The organism is Albimonas pacifica (assembly GCF_900113695.1).
GTDB lineage: Bacteria > Pseudomonadota > Alphaproteobacteria > Rhodobacterales > Rhodobacteraceae > Albimonas > Albimonas pacifica.
Genome location: NZ_FOQH01000006.1, coordinates 20,682 through 35,080, shown reverse-complemented (window position 1 = coordinate 35,080; position 14,399 = coordinate 20,682). Strand labels below are relative to the sequence as shown.

General features: G+C 70.8%; 29 protein-coding genes. 10 read left to right on the top strand and 19 right to left on the bottom strand.

Annotated features, from left to right (window positions below; translation table 11 throughout):
• Nucleotides 1–31: 31 nt before the first annotated feature.
• Both BM064_RS13995 and BM064_RS13990 read right to left on the bottom strand, forming a co-directional pair.
• Complete coding sequence (locus tag BM064_RS13995) at nucleotides 32–256, bottom strand: hypothetical protein (protein ID WP_092860420.1); 225 nt, start codon at nucleotides 254–256, stop codon at nucleotides 32–34.
• The gene (locus BM064_RS13990) at nucleotides 256–978 is read right to left on the bottom strand and encodes a hypothetical protein (RefSeq protein ID WP_092860419.1); all 723 of its coding nucleotides are present in this window, start codon (nucleotides 976–978) and stop codon (nucleotides 256–258) included. The genes BM064_RS13995 and BM064_RS13990 overlap by 1 nt, the downstream gene beginning before the upstream one ends.
• A gap of 50 nt (nucleotides 979–1,028) precedes the next feature.
• Between BM064_RS13990 and BM064_RS13985 the strand changes: the two genes are divergently transcribed.
• Nucleotides 1,029–1,268, top strand: coding sequence for a hypothetical protein (locus BM064_RS13985; RefSeq protein ID WP_092860418.1), 240 nt, complete (start codon nucleotides 1,029–1,031; stop codon nucleotides 1,266–1,268).
• 5 nt (nucleotides 1,269–1,273) lie between these two features.
• On the opposite strand, the gene BM064_RS13980 is transcribed toward BM064_RS13985, so the two are convergent.
• The 10 genes from BM064_RS13980 to BM064_RS13935 are packed head-to-tail and all read right to left on the bottom strand — an operon-like array spanning nucleotide 1,274 to nucleotide 4,657.
• Entirely contained in the window at nucleotides 1,274–1,927 is a 654-nt protein-coding gene (locus BM064_RS13980; RefSeq protein WP_092860417.1) for a hypothetical protein, read from the bottom strand.
• Nucleotides 1,924–2,268 (bottom strand): hypothetical protein, encoded by a 345-nt coding sequence (locus tag BM064_RS13975; protein WP_092860416.1) that lies wholly within the window; start codon nucleotides 2,266–2,268, stop codon nucleotides 1,924–1,926. The genes BM064_RS13980 and BM064_RS13975 overlap by 4 nt, the downstream gene beginning before the upstream one ends.
• The gene (locus tag BM064_RS13970; RefSeq protein WP_092860415.1) at nucleotides 2,268–2,510 is read right to left on the bottom strand and encodes a hypothetical protein; all 243 of its coding nucleotides are present in this window, start codon (nucleotides 2,508–2,510) and stop codon (nucleotides 2,268–2,270) included. Before BM064_RS13970 ends, BM064_RS13975 begins: the two co-directional genes overlap by 1 nt.
• Before the next feature lie 2 nt (nucleotides 2,511–2,512).
• Nucleotides 2,513–2,764: a hypothetical protein gene (locus tag BM064_RS13965; RefSeq protein ID WP_092860414.1), complete on the bottom strand. Its 252-nt coding sequence runs from the start codon at nucleotides 2,762–2,764 to the stop codon at nucleotides 2,513–2,515.
• A gap of 2 nt (nucleotides 2,765–2,766) precedes the next feature.
• Nucleotides 2,767–3,198 carry a hypothetical protein gene (locus tag BM064_RS13960; RefSeq protein WP_092860413.1) on the bottom strand — a complete coding sequence of 144 codons (432 nt, stop codon included), beginning with the start codon at nucleotides 3,196–3,198 and terminating at the stop codon, nucleotides 2,767–2,769.
• A complete protein-coding gene (locus tag BM064_RS13955; RefSeq protein ID WP_092860412.1) occupies nucleotides 3,195–3,617 on the bottom strand; it encodes a TSCPD domain-containing protein in 423 nt (140 codons plus the stop codon). The genes BM064_RS13960 and BM064_RS13955 overlap by 4 nt, the downstream gene beginning before the upstream one ends.
• Entirely contained in the window at nucleotides 3,614–3,916 is a 303-nt protein-coding gene (locus BM064_RS13950; protein WP_092860411.1) for a hypothetical protein, read from the bottom strand. The genes BM064_RS13955 and BM064_RS13950 overlap by 4 nt, the downstream gene beginning before the upstream one ends.
• Nucleotides 3,913–4,179 (bottom strand): hypothetical protein, encoded by a 267-nt coding sequence (locus BM064_RS13945; RefSeq protein ID WP_092860410.1) that lies wholly within the window; start codon nucleotides 4,177–4,179, stop codon nucleotides 3,913–3,915. The genes BM064_RS13950 and BM064_RS13945 overlap by 4 nt, the downstream gene beginning before the upstream one ends.
• Nucleotides 4,176–4,394 (bottom strand): hypothetical protein, encoded by a 219-nt coding sequence (locus BM064_RS13940; protein ID WP_092860409.1) that lies wholly within the window; start codon nucleotides 4,392–4,394, stop codon nucleotides 4,176–4,178. The genes BM064_RS13945 and BM064_RS13940 overlap by 4 nt, the downstream gene beginning before the upstream one ends.
• A complete protein-coding gene (locus BM064_RS13935) occupies nucleotides 4,391–4,657 on the bottom strand; it encodes a hypothetical protein (RefSeq protein WP_092860408.1) in 267 nt (88 codons plus the stop codon). Before BM064_RS13935 ends, BM064_RS13940 begins: the two co-directional genes overlap by 4 nt.
• Nucleotides 4,658–4,951: 294 nt before the next feature.
• On the opposite strand from BM064_RS13935, the gene BM064_RS13930 reads away from it, so the two are divergent.
• Entirely contained in the window at nucleotides 4,952–5,389 is a 438-nt protein-coding gene (locus BM064_RS13930; protein ID WP_092860407.1) for a hypothetical protein, read from the top strand.
• A gap of 32 nt (nucleotides 5,390–5,421) precedes the next feature.
• On the opposite strand, the gene BM064_RS13925 is transcribed toward BM064_RS13930, so the two are convergent.
• From BM064_RS13925 to BM064_RS13910, 5 genes are all read right to left on the bottom strand, one after another.
• On the bottom strand, nucleotides 5,422–5,640 hold the full coding sequence (locus BM064_RS13925) for a hypothetical protein (protein ID WP_092860406.1): 219 nt from the start codon (nucleotides 5,638–5,640) through the stop codon (nucleotides 5,422–5,424).
• Nucleotides 5,628–6,089, bottom strand: a complete 462-nt coding sequence (locus BM064_RS13920; RefSeq protein ID WP_092860405.1) for a helix-turn-helix domain-containing protein — start codon at nucleotides 6,087–6,089, stop codon at nucleotides 5,628–5,630. Before BM064_RS13920 ends, BM064_RS13925 begins: the two co-directional genes overlap by 13 nt.
• The gene (locus BM064_RS13915; protein ID WP_092860404.1) at nucleotides 6,086–6,463 is read right to left on the bottom strand and encodes a hypothetical protein; all 378 of its coding nucleotides are present in this window, start codon (nucleotides 6,461–6,463) and stop codon (nucleotides 6,086–6,088) included. The genes BM064_RS13920 and BM064_RS13915 overlap by 4 nt, the downstream gene beginning before the upstream one ends.
• Nucleotides 6,464–6,653: 190 nt before the next feature.
• The gene (gene yecR, locus BM064_RS28500; RefSeq protein WP_143103330.1) at nucleotides 6,654–6,980 is read right to left on the bottom strand and encodes a YecR family lipoprotein; all 327 of its coding nucleotides are present in this window, start codon (nucleotides 6,978–6,980) and stop codon (nucleotides 6,654–6,656) included.
• Nucleotides 6,981–7,327: 347 nt separating this feature from the next.
• Entirely contained in the window at nucleotides 7,328–7,771 is a 444-nt protein-coding gene (locus tag BM064_RS13910) for a helix-turn-helix domain-containing protein (RefSeq protein WP_177236258.1), read from the bottom strand.
• Here BM064_RS13910 and BM064_RS27475 point away from each other — a divergent pair.
• The gene (locus BM064_RS27475) at nucleotides 7,770–7,985 is read left to right on the top strand and encodes a hypothetical protein (protein WP_177236257.1); all 216 of its coding nucleotides are present in this window, start codon (nucleotides 7,770–7,772) and stop codon (nucleotides 7,983–7,985) included. The genes BM064_RS13910 and BM064_RS27475 overlap by 2 nt on opposite strands.
• A 97-nt stretch (nucleotides 7,986–8,082) precedes the next feature.
• Here the strand turns inward: BM064_RS27475 and BM064_RS13905 are convergent, their stop codons facing one another.
• Entirely contained in the window at nucleotides 8,083–8,316 is a 234-nt protein-coding gene (locus tag BM064_RS13905; protein WP_092860402.1) for a hypothetical protein, read from the bottom strand.
• A gap of 187 nt (nucleotides 8,317–8,503) precedes the next feature.
• Nucleotides 8,504–8,794, bottom strand: coding sequence for a hypothetical protein (locus BM064_RS13900; RefSeq protein WP_092860401.1), 291 nt, complete (start codon nucleotides 8,792–8,794; stop codon nucleotides 8,504–8,506).
• A gap of 161 nt (nucleotides 8,795–8,955) precedes the next feature.
• Here BM064_RS13900 and BM064_RS13895 point away from each other — a divergent pair, with 161 nt between their 5' ends.
• The 7 genes from BM064_RS13895 to BM064_RS13865 all read left to right on the top strand — a co-directional run bounded on the left by BM064_RS13895 (nucleotide 8,956) and on the right by BM064_RS13865 (nucleotide 14,303).
• Entirely contained in the window at nucleotides 8,956–9,432 is a 477-nt protein-coding gene (locus BM064_RS13895) for a hypothetical protein (RefSeq protein WP_092860400.1), read from the top strand.
• Nucleotides 9,433–10,363: 931 nt separating this feature from the next.
• On the top strand, nucleotides 10,364–10,798 hold the full coding sequence (locus BM064_RS13890) for a hypothetical protein (protein WP_092860399.1): 435 nt from the start codon (nucleotides 10,364–10,366) through the stop codon (nucleotides 10,796–10,798).
• Nucleotides 10,795–11,952, top strand: coding sequence for a DNA-methyltransferase (locus tag BM064_RS13885; protein ID WP_218161043.1), 1,158 nt, complete (start codon nucleotides 10,795–10,797; stop codon nucleotides 11,950–11,952). The genes BM064_RS13890 and BM064_RS13885 overlap by 4 nt, the downstream gene beginning before the upstream one ends.
• Complete coding sequence (locus BM064_RS13880; RefSeq protein ID WP_092860398.1) at nucleotides 11,949–12,452, top strand: hypothetical protein; 504 nt, start codon at nucleotides 11,949–11,951, stop codon at nucleotides 12,450–12,452. The genes BM064_RS13885 and BM064_RS13880 overlap by 4 nt, the downstream gene beginning before the upstream one ends.
• A gap of 55 nt (nucleotides 12,453–12,507) precedes the next feature.
• Nucleotides 12,508–13,332 carry a DUF2303 family protein gene (locus BM064_RS13875; protein WP_177236256.1) on the top strand — a complete coding sequence of 275 codons (825 nt, stop codon included), beginning with the start codon at nucleotides 12,508–12,510 and terminating at the stop codon, nucleotides 13,330–13,332.
• A gap of 55 nt (nucleotides 13,333–13,387) precedes the next feature.
• The gene (locus BM064_RS13870; protein ID WP_143103329.1) at nucleotides 13,388–13,612 is read left to right on the top strand and encodes a hypothetical protein; all 225 of its coding nucleotides are present in this window, start codon (nucleotides 13,388–13,390) and stop codon (nucleotides 13,610–13,612) included.
• Nucleotides 13,605–14,303 carry a hypothetical protein gene (locus tag BM064_RS13865; RefSeq protein ID WP_092860395.1) on the top strand — a complete coding sequence of 233 codons (699 nt, stop codon included), beginning with the start codon at nucleotides 13,605–13,607 and terminating at the stop codon, nucleotides 14,301–14,303. The genes BM064_RS13870 and BM064_RS13865 overlap by 8 nt, the downstream gene beginning before the upstream one ends.
• Nucleotides 14,304–14,399 lie beyond the last annotated feature (96 nt).

Genomic DNA, 14,399 nt, shown 5'->3' with positions numbered 1-14,399 from the left:
GCACCCTTGTCCTGGCGTGCGGCGGCCATGGTCATCGCCTTACCTCCAGCCCCTCCGGCCACGTCTCCCAGTAGACCCGCAGCTCCTCGCAGGTCCGGCGCACGATCTCGGCGTCGGAGAGCGGCAGGAATCCGGTCCCGCCACAGACGTTGCAGGGAACCTCAGGCCGGTTGATCGGCGCGGTGTCCTGCAGCTCCCGGCGCAGCTCGCAGGCCGGGCATCGGTCGTGGTTGCCGTAGAGGGTGGGGTCGGTCATCAGCTCTCCGGCATCTGGTCGATGTTGGAGCGGTGGACCTCGAAGGTCAGCGCCGCCACCCAGGGGTTTGCCTCCCAGCCGAGGCCGCGCTTGGCGTTGAGGCTGTCCCAGAGGGTCCGGAAGAGCGCGACAGGAGAGCCCGGCCACCAGAACCCATCGATGTCGATATCGGCCCCTGCCCGCCCTTGAACGCCTTCTGCGACAGCATCCGCGTCCGTGATCTCCTGCACCCGCTGCACGCGGACGTCGGTGACGGTCAGGGTCAGGCGGGAAGCCCAGCGGGGCATGAAGCGGGAGGAGCGCCACGGACCGGGATCGCAGCGGTCGAACCCCTCGCGGAAGTATGCGATCCGCGTCCGATCTGGCGAGAGCTGGGTCGGCAGTCCTCCCCACGGTCCCCACCGCTTGCCATCGTCGCGGTGCAGGCCGTGAGCGTTCCAGATGTTGTGCGCTTCCTTGACCCACAGGCGGTCGCCAGCGCGATAGGCCGCCCGGAGATCCCTCCAGCCCAGCCGCTGGCCGGGGTCCTTCTCCAGCGTGATCCAGTCGCCGTTCTCCGTGTCTTCCCAGCCCCAGCAGGTCGGATCGTTCTCGGCGCCCTTAGGGCCGCAGTAGCCAGGCAGGTGGCGGCCGAGCTTGATCACCCGCCTCGTCTGGATCTTCCGCCCCTCGAGGAGCGCGCGGACCATCGGCCCGCTGAAGATGATCGGTCGGTCGGTCATGCCGCGGTCTCCCTGCTGGACGTTCTCTGTCCGTTCCTACATCTCGAGCCATGCCCGGCACCGATCTCGACTCGCACGTCGTCCATATTCACTGCCGCGCCTGCGGGCGGACGGTGGACGTCTACGCCTCGGTGCTGGCGGCGCACGGGATCAAGGTCGGCCGGGACCTGGGATGGGCGCACCGCCTGCGCTGCCGCGGGTGCGGCGTGCGCGGGCAGTCCGAGGCGCGGATCCTGCCGAGCGTTGAGGGAACGCCGTTCAGGCCGGCGGGCGGAGAGCGGGACGGGTGAGCTGGTCATGCGGCAAGGTGCTCCCTGATCGCGTCGCCCCACTGGTCGGCGCAGGCGGCGGCGACCCCCTCGAAAGTGCGCGAGCGGAAGCGCCAGCGGTCGGGGCCCGGTGAGGCGCGGTGCACGGCGCTCCAGGCCTTGTGCGCCTCGGTCCCGGGGGCCGGCGGGGTGAGCTTGTCGGTCGGCGCGAGTGGCGGTAGGCCGCGGGTGTAGAGCCCGGTCGCCTTGAAGAACGGCTCGCCGAACCACCACGGCTGCACGATCTGCGGCTTGGGCAGGTCGGCGGGCATCCGCTCGCGGGCGTGCCGGTGCATCACGGGGTTCTCGACGGCGACGCGCTCGACCGGGGCGCGCCAGCAGGCGGCGAAGAGGTCCACCGCGTCGTCCAGCTCGGCCCACATCTCGGGTAGCGTGCGCCCGTTGGGCGGGGCCGAGAGCCAGCGGACCCCGGAATTGCAGAGGCGCGTGCAGGGCGGATGCATCACGCACAGCAGGTCCCAGCCGTCGGCGAGATGGTCGCGCACGTCGCCAGTGATGTGGCGGTTCGAACCGTCCTCGGCCGGGAGGAGGTCGCAGGACCAGACGTCGAAGCCGCGCGCGGCGAAGGCGCGGCGCATCACGCCCGACGTCTCGCAGCCGATCAGGACGCGGGCGGTCATCGGGACGCCTCGAGCTCATCGTCGAGGATCGCGTCGATCATGCATTCGTCGATCGCCACATCCACGATTCGTCGGGCCAGCTCGTTCGGCGTGATCCCGCGGCGCGCAGCGTGCGGACGCAGGCGATCCAGGACCTCCGCGGGAAACAGGACCGTCTTCCCGTTGACCTCCGCCGGGCGGGGTTCGCGACGGCGCTTCGCGGATGCATCGAGCGCGGAGACGGTCCCGAGCGAGATGCCGATCTCTTCGGCGATGCGCCGCATGCTCCAGCCCTGTTCGCGGAGCGCCTGCACCGCCGCCGAGCGGCTGGGATAGCCGAGGGTGGGTTTCGGAAGCGCCATCAGGATCGCGCCTCCGCTTCATCCTGCCGCTCGCGCAGGTGCGCCCGCTCGTCCGGTTCCGCCGCCCCGGGCTCGCCCAAGGCCCACCGCAGGCGGGCGATGGCGCGGTCGGTGGCCGGCATGTCCGCGGGGCGGGAGGCGGCGAAGGCCTCGCGGTAGGCGAGCAGGACGCCGAGGCCGTGGCGCAGCCGCGCGGGCGAGTGCTCGATGCGCTTCGGCGCGTGGAAGGCGAAGCCGGTCACGGTCAGCCCTCCTCGCCCGGTCCGAAGATGTCCGGGCGTTCCCGGACAGCGGCCCGGGCCATGCGCATGAGCTCTGGCGCCTGGTGGCCGGCCTGCTGGGGAGTCAGCCCAATGATCGCGCCGGCGACCATCGCGGCCGAGATCAGGACCGAGTATGTCGCGATCGGATCGCCGCCGGCGGTCTTGTGCGCCTGCATCAACAGGTCGAGGGTCTGGCGCTCGATCGGGCGGAATTTCACGGTGGCCTTGGGCATGGTCAGCCCTCCCGCTCCGAGCCCGCGGACCGGGGTCCAACGGGAGTCGCCGCCTCGCCGGCCGCGAGGATGCACGACATGCCCTCCGGCGCGGTGGTGATCAGGGTCCAGCCGCCGCCGGGCGCCACCAGCATCTCGACCACGACCTCGCCGGACAGGCCCAGGAAGACCGGGCGCTCGCCCCGCGCCGCCAGGGTCGCGAGGAGCGCCGGGCGCGGCCCGCAGATAGTCAGGGCCTGCGCGCGGGCGCAGGTGGTCAGGCCCCCGACCAGGAGGGCCCCCAGGATGGCGCCCGGGAGGATCCACCAGCCGGACGGCACGCAGGCGCCCCGGGGCGGCTTCGTGCGGTCGCTGCGGGTCTTGCGGCCGTGCAGCGGCGTCGCGCGCCCGTCGTCGGCGCGGCCATCGGCGGCGGGCAGGTCGGGCGAGGTCATGGCGTGGTCTCCGAACGGGCCGCGGCGGAGCCGGCGGGCCTTGGCGAGGGCGGGGGCGCGGGCGCGAAGGCCTCGGGCGAGCGGCCGCGGGGACCCGCGACGGCGACCGCCGCGGCGATGGCGCCCAGCACGCTGGCGGGGCGGGTCGCATCCTCGCCCCTCGCGGGGTCGGGCACGACGCCGAGGCTCTTGATCAGGTCGCCCGCCGCGCAGTCGTGCTGCAGCGCGAGGGACATCACCACGCAGGCGTCGGCGATGACGTGGGCGAGGTCGGAGCCCAGCCGGGCCCCGTCCGCGAAGACTTCGCGGGCGTGGCCGGCGTCGTCGAAACCGACCGTCACCGTCAGGTGCTGGCCCTGGTGCTCTAGGCCGACCGTCTCGTTCCGGCGGCGGTGCGGGAGGACGCGGCGGGTCATCATTCGGGCCCGCCGCGGGCCGCCCGCCGGTCGATCCGGTCGATCTCGGCGGCGATCAGGGCGCCGGCTCGAACGAGGTCCTCCCGCCGGCCCTTCGGTTTCCACCAGCGGTGCGCCCAGGGCCACCAGGCCGGGGGCCGCGGCGGAGACATCTGGTGGGCGCCGGTCATCGCCGACCAGATGTAGCAGAGAGCGGCGCCGGCGATTTCACCGGCCGCGTGCTCGTCGTCGTGCTCGCGCGTGAAGCCCTCGTCGCGGACCTGCCGATACCGCTCCGCAGCGATGCTCTCGATCCCGTTCATGCTGCGCCTCCGGTCTCGGCCGAGGCCTCGGCGGCGGCCCGGGCGCGCAGGTCCCGGCGGGCCCGGTAGACGCCGCGCACCATCGTCCAGGCCTGTCGGCGGTCGCGCTCGGCGTCGGCGTCCAGCGTCTCGGCATAGAGCCGCCCGCTGCCCTCGCAGGTCACGATCATCAGCGACGTCGGGGCCATGGCCCGCAGCGGCGCCCCGGGGCCGGCCTTCCGCGCCATCGCGGCGGCGAGGCTGGCTTCGCCTGCGGGGGTCATTCCTCGATGCTCCGGCCCAGAAGGGCTCGCGCGAACCGGGAGCTGTGGCCCTTCCTTCTCTCGGCTGCCCGCTCCTTGTCGGCCTCCGCCCTTTCGGCGAGATCGTCGAAGTGGCGTGCGCAGCGGTCCAGCGTCTCGATGATCGACTGGCTCGACGTGTGGCGCATCCGGTCGCGGCACTCGGCCGCCTGCGCGCGGGCTTCATAGGGGGTCATGCGGCGCGTCCTTCGTTCAGGGCAACGATCTTCCCCGCCTCGGCGGCGAGGGCGCTGGCGCGGGCGTCGATCGCCCGGAGGTGGGTGCGGAGGGCCTCGGCCTCCTGGGCGGCCCGGATCGCCTGCGCGGCGGCGAGGCGGAAGTCGGGCGAGCCCGGCGCCCGGCCCGCGGCGAGACCCTGCGCGTCGCGCAGGGTCCGCTCGACGTCGCGCAGCCGCGCTTCGGGCGAGATCGGGGTGAAGGGCGTCTGCGGTCGGGACATGACTCGGCCTCCTCTCGGTCAGGCGTGCGGGCACCAGCGCTCGTGCGCATCGGCCTCGGTGCGGTGGCAGTCGGTGCATCGCTTCGGGCGCGGCGCCGGCGAGAGCGGTGGGGCTGGGCGCTCGACGTCGACCTCGGGTGCATCGCCAGTGGCAGCACGAAACCCAATCGACGCATTGATCTTGAGGGCAGTTCCCCAATTCACGCTCGGGCGGTCGAGATAGTCTCCCGCGCCCACGGAAAGTTCCTTAAGAGGAACCTGTGCGTAGACGAGCAACCCGAAGGAGAGTCCCCCATGACCGACGACGACATCGCCTGGATCGGCGTGCGGGGCGCCGTGATTTCGTTCTTCGACGGCTTGCCGGACACGATCCGGGGTCTGGTTCTGACGTCCGTCGCCCTGTCGGCGATCGGGCCTGAGAACGCCGGCCGCTACGACCCGGCCTCCTCGATCGACGTATGGATCGGGGCGGACAGGCGCCTGTGCCGCCTCCGCCTCATCATCGTGTGCGCGCTGATCGACGAGGTTCTGCGGCCCGCCAGCGACCTCGACCGGATCGCGACGGAGATCATGGTCGAGTCTTCGAACCAAGGCTCGCTCGCCGCGTGGGAGGCCGGGGCCTCTCTGCGCCGGCGACATCTTGCGCAGGCCCGGCTTCGGTGGGCCTGCTTTCGATCCGCCGATCTCAGTCCGATGGCTCTCCACCGCCTGCCGGCGCTCCCCTCGTCCTGATCCACCGAGCCTCGGCGCGTCCCGGGGAGGCATCACACCAGCCCCTTTTCGATCAGCAGCGCCTCGGGCGCGCGCACGGTGATGCGCTGACCGCGCATCAGGGGTTCGGGCGGATCGAGCGTGATCGACGAGAGCGGCAGCCACACGTCGTCGGCGTCCTCGTCGGCGCGCACGCAGACGGCGCGCAGCGTGCGGATCTGAAACAGGACCTCCACGTCGAAGCGCTCGAGCTTGCGGGTCAGGCGGGCCATGCGTGCGCCTCCCCCTCGATCAGGACCGGGCGGGGGTCGGCCGGGGCGTCGTCGGCCGCGCCGGCCTGGTGCAGGGCGAACCGCTCCTCGCCCACCAGGTGGCGGGCGCGGGTCAGGTCCTCGATCTCGGCCTCGATGGCGGCGGCACGCGCCTTGAGCATCCGCAGGCGGGCGGCGGCGGGGGCGCCGTCGTCGCCGGCGGCCTCGAGCTTCAGCAGGTCGAGAATGTCCGAGAGGGAGAAGCGCATGCGGCGCAGCCGGACGATGCGGGCGATCCGCGCGACCTGGTCGGGACCGTAGAAGCGCGAGCCGCCCTTCTGGCGCGGGAGCGCCTCGATCAGCTCGCTGTATTCCCAGAAGCGCAGCGTGCGCGGGGTCAGGCCGAAGCGCTCGGCCGCCTCGGCGATGGTGAGCGTCGCCGGCGCGGCGGCGGGGGCCGGGGCGGTCATGCCGCAACCTCGGAGGGGGTCGGCCGGATCAGCCTGCGGGCGAGGCGCAAGCCGATCTCGACCTCGAGGCGGTGCGCGGCCTTCGCCGGGCAGGCGCTCAGGAGCGTGACCCGGACGGGCCCGTTGCGGAAGTCGCCGGCGATCGTGCCGTGCAGGGCGGCCCGGTCGGCGGCGGAGAGGTTCCGCCATTTCCGGATGTCGACGTCGCCGCTGAGGAGGCCCGTCGGCGCGCCCTTCTGGGTGTGGCCGATGCTGAAGCCGGCGGCGCGCAGCGCATCGCGGGCCTGGTCATAAGCGGCGAAGGCGCGGCCTGGGGCCTGGGTGAAGACCCACGACGCCGATCTGGCGGGGGGCTCGTGAGAGAGGGTCGACATGAGGTCCTCCGTCGGGGTTGGCGGAGGGGACGCTATTCGCGTTTTCGCAAATCGTCAATCTTACATTTGTATTTTTGCGAGCGCCCGGCATGCAAGGAGGCGACTCGCCCGCCGCCGAGCGGGGGCAGAAATAAGGCCCGCGCCCTTGCGGCGCAGGCCTCGCTTCTTGTTGGGCAAATTTAGCGTCAGGCTACTGAACGCTTGTGGTTGTCCCGCCGAGGCATTGATAGGTGATCGTTTCGCGGTACCTGGAGCAGATCCCGTAAGCACCTGACCTCACGCAGGTCGTAAACTTCGAGCCCAGCGGCTCGGCCCCAGTGTATCCCCATGCGCCACAGCGAGCGGTTGCCTCACTGACTGCATTCGACCAGTTCGGCTGCGTGCCATGCTCTGAGTATTCGGCCGCCAAGGTTACCGTGGCGTCCGCCTTTGATCCCGAGACCGGCACGGGATGTTGCGTCGCCGGCGCACAGGCGGCGGCCGACGCGATCAGCAAAAACGCAATACCTATCCTCATCTATCCCCTCTCCCTCACAGGCAGCGATGCTTGGCTGCACATTGAGCCGATGAATGAATTGTTAAGCTGAGAGCTTCAGGGCCGCAAGGAGTTCGGGATCTAGCGGCGCAGCGACTTGGAGTGCGCGATGAAGCGTCGGTAGATCAGCAGTTTGACCAAAACCCCGACGGTGACGAAAGCTGCCGCCCATTGGCGCACCGACGGGCGGGCACCTTGGACTATATGTTAGACGTGCTGAGCGACGGTCGCTGGGGAGCGATTCCTTAAGGTTGTTTCGAGGGGGGGGCGTATGCGCGACATTGGCCCAAGCACGCTGTTGAAGCTTTCGCCGCGGCAGCTGTCGCTGCTTATTGGGCTCGCGTTGGTGGCGCGTCGTTCGACGCCGCCAAAGCCTCCGCGATACGGATCAGCCGATCCTTCTCATCGGGCGGCAATTGCTCGAGGAGTCGCAGAAACGTGTGCTCAAGCGCGCGGTGCTCGGGCGTTTGAAACAAGTTCGCCACCGAAACCCCCAAGGCTCTAGCGCAGGCTGCGACGGTATCGACCCTGCAGTGGGCGACACGATCGCCGAACAGCTCGTAGACGCGTGTCGATCTCTCGGTGAAGCCGGCGGCGCGCGAAAGGTCCTTCTTTGTCCAGCCGCGCTCCGCCAGGAGGGCTGCGATATTGTCAGTGAGGATCTGCATTTCGGGTTCGCGCTGCATGCCATTGCATTTACACGACCTCACTCGCTGACCCCATTTGTTAATTTGCGATTGCGTTTTCGTAAAAACACGAATATCGAGAAGCATGGTTGATGATCCCGACATCCCTCACGCCGACCTCGTAGAGCGCATTGAGCGGTTTTGCGCGGATCGCGGCATGCACTTGACTGCGTTTGGGCGAGAGGCAGTCAACGACACGAGCTTTGTGTCCCGCCTGAAGGCTGGTCGTGAATGTCGTCGTCGCACATTGCAGCGCGTCGAGGCGTTCATGAAGTCCTATGCGGCGAGGCGAGCCGCATGACCCAAGCCCGCGCTGATCTCAAAGGTTCGCCAACACTGAGGGCGGGCAACTCCTCCAGTCTTGGCCCGGACGGGCGTCTGCGAGAGTTCCCTCACGCTTATCTCGGACGGAGAAACAGGGCCGCAAAACCCGTCACGAGCGTCCCCCCGAGCCAGATCGCATATGCCACCGGCGCCCCGATGCCGACGCCGAGTGCGAATGCAAATCCCAAGGTGATGTCGTCCGGCGTCGGGGCGTTGCCTGCGAACTGGACGAGCCTGACGACGACAGCAAGGGAGATGGCCTGCCATGCAACGAAAGGCGCGGCGGCCAAGGCGATCAGCAGGCTCACGCCGGGCGCCGGCTCTCCGCAGTGTGGGCAGCGGGTGGCGCGGGCCCCGATGGTTCCGTCGCACGCGCTGCACGGCATTACGCTCAAAGTCGTTCCTCCCTCTGAAATCGTCGCCCCCGCAGGAGACATCTCATGTGCATGCTGCGCCGCCTTCTTCGCCGTCGACCGGCGCCGCTTCAGATCCACGTCACCGTCGGGCGGGATTGGCGCCTATCGTCTGTTGCAGCGGATCCGAGAGGTTCTGCAGGTTCTTCTCGAAGGAGCGCATGGCGAGAGCTCTGGGCCTTTCCTCTTCGGCGTCGCCGGGTCCTCGAGCTTCGAAAAGCACCGTCGGACGACTAATCGTTCGCAACACCTCCCGCTGAAACGCCGCATCCTCGCGACGCAGCAGGTGCGCGCCAAGGGCGACGAAGGCGACCTCAAGCGCCATCATCCGCCCCTTCATCTCGGCCAATTCGTCCGGCGTGATGTCCGTCATTTCGCGTCCCCCTCTGAAATCCGCCCGCATGGTGGCCCCCGCGTCATCATCGGTCGAGTCCTTTCCGTCTTCTTCGCGCTCAGGCTGCACCCGTTCGGCCGCCTGATTTCTGCGGCGCGTCGCGTCTCGCCGCAACGCAACAAGCGCGGGGAGGTTTGACGATGGGCGCGCCCCGCATCCAGGCCGCCGGCTCGCCCACGGGCATGATCTCGGACGCGCTCGACGCCGCCCGCCGGCGCGCGGTGCAGGCCGAGCTGGGTTTCGACGCCTCGACCCTGTCGCACTGGTGCGACCCGGCCGAGACCAACGGCCGCCGCATGCCGGTGTCGGCGCTGCACGAAGTCGCCGTCCTGTCGCCCGCCGCGGCGCTGGTCGCCGCCCGCCACTTCGCCGCCCTTGCCGGCGCCGAGGTGCGCGAGCTGCGCGAGGATGACGGCTCGCTGTCCTCGGCCGTGGCGGCCCTGCTGCGGGCGACCGGCGAGATCGGCGCGCACATGCTCGAGGCGACCGACCCCGCGGGCCCCGGCGGCGCGGGGTTCACGCCGGCCGAGCTGCGGCGCCTGCAGGCCGACCTCGACCTCGCGGCCGAGAGCATCGCCACGGCCCGCGCCCGCTTCGCCCGGGAGGCGTCGTCGTGACCGCCCCCACCCGTCATCCCCTCCGGCCCGCGTCCGTCCCCTCGGCGCCGGCCGGTGCGCGCCCCGCCTGCCTGACCCCCTCGGCGGCGGGGCGCGATCCCCATCCCTGCGCGCGCGAGGTGGCTGTCGCCTCCCTCGATACGGGCGCGCAGGGCGACTGTGGCCGGGCGTGCTCGCCCGGCCGCGATTTCCAGACCCCAGGCGAAACCGGAGAGCGTCAGGACCACGGGGAGCGAGCCGACCGCACCGTGGGAGCGCCGGGAGTAGGCCCCCAGCCGGGCGGACGGCTGGCCAATGCGGCGTGCGGATATCGCCGAAGAGGGCCGCTCAGCGGCTCGCGCCCGGTGGGAGCCCGGGACCTTCGAATGCAGATGCCGGTCGGGCGCCTCCCTGCCTGGCCGGCGGCGGCGGAGGGCAGCCCCGCGGGCGCCTGCGGGGCCAGCGTCACGGCCCCCGCCGCCACCAACCCCGGGGTGGTGACGTTGCTGGACCGGGCTGCTAAGGTCGCCTTCCTGTCGGACTTGCCCGCTGGCCGCTCGCCTCGCGGTCGGTGGGCGCTTTTCGGTCAGGAATCTCTCCGAGAAATTAGGTGTTGCGCGGCATGTTCGCTCGCGCGAACACTGTTCGGGCCGTCACGCTTGGACCTGCGACCCCAGCCTGGCGGTAGAGGACGGCTTTCCTGCAGCCGTCCCGAGAGCGGCCCGTGTCTCCGGTGTGGGGTAGGCACGGGTCGTCTCACGGCCGAGCGTCCGCGCCTTCGGCCCCGAGGCTGGCGTCATCATCACATCCGTTCCGGGCGCGTCCCGGTCACCGCGTCCGGCCAGGAATGGCCGGTCGGCAGCGGGAAGCTCTTCCCCGCCGTCTCCTCCCCGTCGGACCTGCCCGCCGGTCGGCTCTCGCGCCGCCGGCGGGCTTTTTCGTGGAGGTCGACATGAGCGAAACGAGAACCATCAGTCTCGGCGGACCGGAGTGGTCCCGGGGCGCGGTCGCCGCCGGCGCCGTGGTCGCCGAGCCTGAGGTCGAGGCCCGACGCCGCGACGCCGCGACGGTGGCGCGGCGGGTCGAGGAGGTGCGGGCGCTGCTGTTTTGCGGCTGGTCGCGCGCCGAGATCCGCCTCCAGCTGCACGTCGGGACCGAGCTGGTCGACCTGGCGCTGTCGCGGATGAGCCCGTCCGATCGGGCGCGGCGGGACGCGGCCGTCCAGGCCCGCAGCCGCAGCAAGGCCGAGCCGGTGCGCGTCTTCGCGGTCCCGACCCCGACCGGCGGCCGCATCTACGGGCGCCTCGACGCGAACGCCGACGTGGTCGAGGCCGTGCGACGCCGCACGGGGCTCGACCCCTGGGACTACGAGGAGCGCGCGGCGTGAACGGCAACCAGTCCTCGGCCGTGCGTCAGCAGCGTTCCGAGCGTCGCGGCGATAAAGTCGCCAGCGGCCGCGTCGAGATCCGCGTCGGCGACTGCCGGGAGCTCCTGCGCGAGATGCCGGAGTCTTCGGTGCAAACCGTGGTGACGTCGCCGCCCTACTTCGGGCTGCGCGACTACGGCGTCGACGGGCAGATCGGCCTCGAAGCGACGCCCGCCGAGTTCCTGTCCGCCATGGTCGAGGTCTTCCGCGAGGTCCGCCGCGTCCTGCGCGACGACGGCACCTGCTGGGTGAACATGGGCGACAGCTACGTCACCACGCCGCCGGGCAACAAGGCCCCGCCGAAGGACGCCGACGGGGCGTTCGCGCGTCGCTCGGCGCTCCAGACCGGCCATGGTGAGGACGCCGCCGCCATCTGGTCGCCGGCCAAGGCGTCGGGCCTGCCTAACAAGAGCCTGCTGGGCATGCCCTGGCGGCTCGCCTTCGCCCTTCAGGATGACGGCTGGATTCTCCGGCAGGACATCATCTGGGCGAAGCCCAACCCGATGCCGGAGAGCACGAAGGATCGCTGCACCAAGGCTCACGAGTACCTGTTCCTGTTCTCGAAGCGCCAACGCTACCACTACGACGCCGATGCGATCCGGGAGAAGGCGGCTCAAGACGAGTTCCGTCCTTCGTTCCGAGGCGGCGCCTACTGCAACTCCAGTACCTTCGCGAATGGGGAGGGAGGTAAGAGCCTCGTGGTGGGCAACGTCCGGCGCGGCGTGCCCCCGCGCCACGCAGATTACCCCTCATCCGACCAATCTGGGCTGGATGCCGTCGGCCGAGGCGGCACGCGCAACAAGCGCAGCGTCTGGACCGTCGCCAGCGAGCCCTTCTCCGGCGCGCACTTCGCCACCTACCCGCCGAAGCTGATCGAGCCGTGCATCCTCGCCGGCTGCCCGAAGGGCGGCACGGTTCTGGACCCCTTCGGCGGCGCGGGCACGACGGGGCTTGTCGCGGCGCGGCACGGACGCCGGGCGATCCTGCTTGAGCTGAACCCGGCCTATGCGGAGATCGCACGCGACCGGATCGCCGGCGAGTGGTCGGAGCCGTCGTCTGCCGCACTGCTTGGTGACCACGATCTCGGCCCCCTGTTCTCGGCGGCCGCGCAATGAGCGCGCCCGAGGGATACGAGGCGCTCGCGGCCGTCGTCGCGGAGGCCCTCGAGCAGGCCGCGCACGGCAAGGGCCGGGAGCGTCATGCGCAGGGCGAGACGCCCTTCGACCGTCAGCCCATCTGCGAGATCGCCCGAATGGTCGGCCCCGGCTTCAACGTCGGGCAGGCGATGAAGAAAGGGCAGGAGGCGATGCGCCTGCCGCCCGGGCGCGACGACGGCGGCTCGCTGGTCGAGAGCGCCGACGACATGCTCCGCGAGGTGGTGCGCGACGTCACCCGCTACGGCAAGTCCGGCAAGGTGACGGTGACGCTCACCGTCGAGCCGAACGGCGAGAGCGCGCTCAAGGTCAAGGCGGACGTCAAGGCGACGCTGCCCAAGCGGCCGCAGGGCGAGGCCTTCTACTGGCCCACCGAGGATCATGACCTCACCCGCACCCCGCCGAAGGACGAGCTGGATTTCGGTCCCCGCCCCGTCCCCGGCGGCATGGCCAAGGCCTGACGCCGCCGCTGGCCCCGACCAGGGCCGCCGCCTTTCCCGTCCAAGGATCATCATCATGGAAAACGACACCCGCACGCTGATCGACGCCGCGGCTGAGCATGTCCCGCAGGCGCGCCTGGAGGAGATTGCACTGCCCGACGGCGCGCTGGCCGTCGTCACGCCCGCTGGCGCGACGGTCCGCTTCGAGGATCTCGAGAAGTTCCGCGCGGCGCCGCGCCGTGTCCGCGCCGAGGTGCGGCACGAGACGCCTGCGAGCTTCTGCGCCTACGTGAAGGCCTATTCCGACAAGGCCCGGACCCGGGTCCTCGCCTCGCTCGAAAATCGAGAGATCGTGGCGCATCTGGACTGGCACTCGGCGGGCGAGGGCGGCGCCTCCTGGGCGACCCATCGCGCAGTCTGGCCGGCGGCGCTCACGCCCGCCTTCGAGGCCTGGCATTCGGTGCACGACAAGCCGATGACCCAGCGCGAGTTCGCCGAGTTCCTGCAGGACCGGTGCTTCGACGCGCTCGCCCCCTCGGCCGCCGACCTGATGGAGGTGGCGCAGAACTTCGAGGTCATCCGCGACGTGAAGTTCCGGCAGGCGATCAACCTCTCCACCGGCGAGCGGCAGTTCCAGTTCACCGAGGATGACCAGACCCGCGGGGCCGTGACCTGCCCGAAGCTGATCCGTCTGCGCACGGGTGTCTTCTGGGGGTGCGACCCGGTCGAGTGGGCGGCTCGCCTCGCCTACAACATGCTCGACGGGAAGCTGACTTTCCGCGTGCAGATCGTGCGGCTGGACGAGCTGCTCGACGCCGAGTTCGAGCGGCTGGTGGACGCGATCGCGGTCGACCTGCCCGACGTGCCGGTGCATCGCGGCCGCGTCGTCGCGCGGGCCTGAGGGCGCCATGGCGTCCCTGGCGCTCCAGTCCGGCACGTTGACGGGAGCCGCGCCGTTGCGCGGCCCCGTGGCGCTTGACCGTCCGGCCGACGCCGACCTGTTCCAGCGCGCGCAGTCGCTCGCCGTGGAGCACGTCATCTGGGCCGCGGCCGCCGGCCTGCACCCCAACGACGTGCTGCAGGCGATCCGCTCGCGGCACCAGACCGGCGACTGGGAGCGCGTGCGGGTCGAGGTCGCCCGGGCGGCGGTGGAGCTGTTGAGGGAGCGCGGCCATGGATGACGACTTCCATGGCGACGCGGAACCGCCCCCCGGCCTCGACCAGTATCCCCTTGCGCTCGGCCAGCGTCTGAGCGGTTCGTGGATCCAGTTCGACGTCGAGGCGCTGAACAACTCGAGCTGGCGCGGCGAGGTCGATCCCGCCGCGGGCTTCTACGGTCACCTGCTCTGGGGCCGCGCCGCCAAGCAGGATACCGCCGGCACGCTGCCGGACGACGACGCGAAGCTCGGCGAACTCGCCGGGATCGGACCGGCACGCAGCGCCGCGACCGTCGAGGCGTGGCGCATCCATCGCGCCAACGGGGCGCTGCGCGGCTGGGAGCCGGTCCTGTGCCTCGTCGAGCCCGGGTTCATCTCGGCGGGCTGGGAGGTGCGCCTGCACCATCCCGAGCTCACCCGGGCCGTCGTGGCCGCCGTCGATGGGATCGAACGGCGCAAGAGCCGGGCGCAGGAAGGCGTCCTCTCCAAACACCTGGAGCGGGTCCGCAAGCAGATGGCGTGGAACAAGCTCCCCGGCCGCGTCATCGCCGACCAGTCGCTGCAGATGCGCGTGCTGGAGCACGTCCAGGGCCACGGCAGCGACATCACCCGGAAGGCCGTTCGCGCGGCGCTGATCTTCCTGGGCTACGCCGAGATGATCGGCGCGCAAGTCACTGACATCGAAGAGGAACGCAGGCGCCGCGAAGGGCGCTGAGAACTGTCGTCACGACAGTGACGGACAGTGTCGCGACACCGTCTCCGACAGCTGTCGCCGACCTAGAGAACACCTGATGTGAATCTTCCCCTTACC

What these genes read in the sequence shown, in the direction of transcription:
- BM064_RS13995 (WP_092860420.1), bottom strand. Translation starts at nt 256, where the DNA reads ATGACCGACCCCACCCTCTACGGCAACCACGACCGATGCCCGGCCTGC.
- BM064_RS13990 (WP_092860419.1), bottom strand. Translation starts at nt 978, where the DNA reads ATGACCGACCGACCGATCATCTTCAGCGGGCCGATGGTCCGCGCGCTC.
- BM064_RS13985 (WP_092860418.1), top strand. Translation starts at nt 1,029, where the DNA reads ATGCCCGGCACCGATCTCGACTCGCACGTCGTCCATATTCACTGCCGC.
- BM064_RS13980 (WP_092860417.1), bottom strand. Translation starts at nt 1,927, where the DNA reads ATGACCGCCCGCGTCCTGATCGGCTGCGAGACGTCGGGCGTGATGCGC.
- BM064_RS13975 (WP_092860416.1), bottom strand. Translation starts at nt 2,268, where the DNA reads ATGGCGCTTCCGAAACCCACCCTCGGCTATCCCAGCCGCTCGGCGGCG.
- BM064_RS13965 (WP_092860414.1), bottom strand. Translation starts at nt 2,764, where the DNA reads ATGCCCAAGGCCACCGTGAAATTCCGCCCGATCGAGCGCCAGACCCTC.
- BM064_RS13960 (WP_092860413.1), bottom strand. Translation starts at nt 3,198, where the DNA reads ATGACCTCGCCCGACCTGCCCGCCGCCGATGGCCGCGCCGACGACGGG.
- BM064_RS13955 (WP_092860412.1), bottom strand. Translation starts at nt 3,617, where the DNA reads ATGATGACCCGCCGCGTCCTCCCGCACCGCCGCCGGAACGAGACGGTC.
- BM064_RS13950 (WP_092860411.1), bottom strand. Translation starts at nt 3,916, where the DNA reads ATGAACGGGATCGAGAGCATCGCTGCGGAGCGGTATCGGCAGGTCCGC.
- BM064_RS13945 (WP_092860410.1), bottom strand. Translation starts at nt 4,179, where the DNA reads ATGACCCCCGCAGGCGAAGCCAGCCTCGCCGCCGCGATGGCGCGGAAG.
- BM064_RS13940 (WP_092860409.1), bottom strand. Translation starts at nt 4,394, where the DNA reads ATGACCCCCTATGAAGCCCGCGCGCAGGCGGCCGAGTGCCGCGACCGG.
- BM064_RS13935 (WP_092860408.1), bottom strand. Translation starts at nt 4,657, where the DNA reads ATGTCCCGACCGCAGACGCCCTTCACCCCGATCTCGCCCGAAGCGCGG.
- BM064_RS13930 (WP_092860407.1), top strand. Translation starts at nt 4,952, where the DNA reads ATGACCGACGACGACATCGCCTGGATCGGCGTGCGGGGCGCCGTGATT.
- BM064_RS13925 (WP_092860406.1), bottom strand. Translation starts at nt 5,640, where the DNA reads ATGGCCCGCCTGACCCGCAAGCTCGAGCGCTTCGACGTGGAGGTCCTG.
- BM064_RS13920 (WP_092860405.1), bottom strand. Translation starts at nt 6,089, where the DNA reads ATGACCGCCCCGGCCCCCGCCGCCGCGCCGGCGACGCTCACCATCGCC.
- BM064_RS13915 (WP_092860404.1), bottom strand. Translation starts at nt 6,463, where the DNA reads ATGTCGACCCTCTCTCACGAGCCCCCCGCCAGATCGGCGTCGTGGGTC.
- yecR (WP_143103330.1), bottom strand. Translation starts at nt 6,980, where the DNA reads ATGAGGATAGGTATTGCGTTTTTGCTGATCGCGTCGGCCGCCGCCTGT.
- BM064_RS27475 (WP_177236257.1), top strand. Translation starts at nt 7,770, where the DNA reads ATGGTTGATGATCCCGACATCCCTCACGCCGACCTCGTAGAGCGCATT.
- BM064_RS13910 (WP_177236258.1), bottom strand. Translation starts at nt 7,771, where the DNA reads ATGCTTCTCGATATTCGTGTTTTTACGAAAACGCAATCGCAAATTAAC.
- BM064_RS13900 (WP_092860401.1), bottom strand. Translation starts at nt 8,794, where the DNA reads ATGACGGACATCACGCCGGACGAATTGGCCGAGATGAAGGGGCGGATG.
- BM064_RS13895 (WP_092860400.1), top strand. Translation starts at nt 8,956, where the DNA reads ATGGGCGCGCCCCGCATCCAGGCCGCCGGCTCGCCCACGGGCATGATC.
- BM064_RS13890 (WP_092860399.1), top strand. Translation starts at nt 10,364, where the DNA reads ATGAGCGAAACGAGAACCATCAGTCTCGGCGGACCGGAGTGGTCCCGG.
- BM064_RS13880 (WP_092860398.1), top strand. Translation starts at nt 11,949, where the DNA reads ATGAGCGCGCCCGAGGGATACGAGGCGCTCGCGGCCGTCGTCGCGGAG.
- BM064_RS13875 (WP_177236256.1), top strand. Translation starts at nt 12,508, where the DNA reads ATGGAAAACGACACCCGCACGCTGATCGACGCCGCGGCTGAGCATGTC.
- BM064_RS13865 (WP_092860395.1), top strand. Translation starts at nt 13,605, where the DNA reads ATGGATGACGACTTCCATGGCGACGCGGAACCGCCCCCCGGCCTCGAC.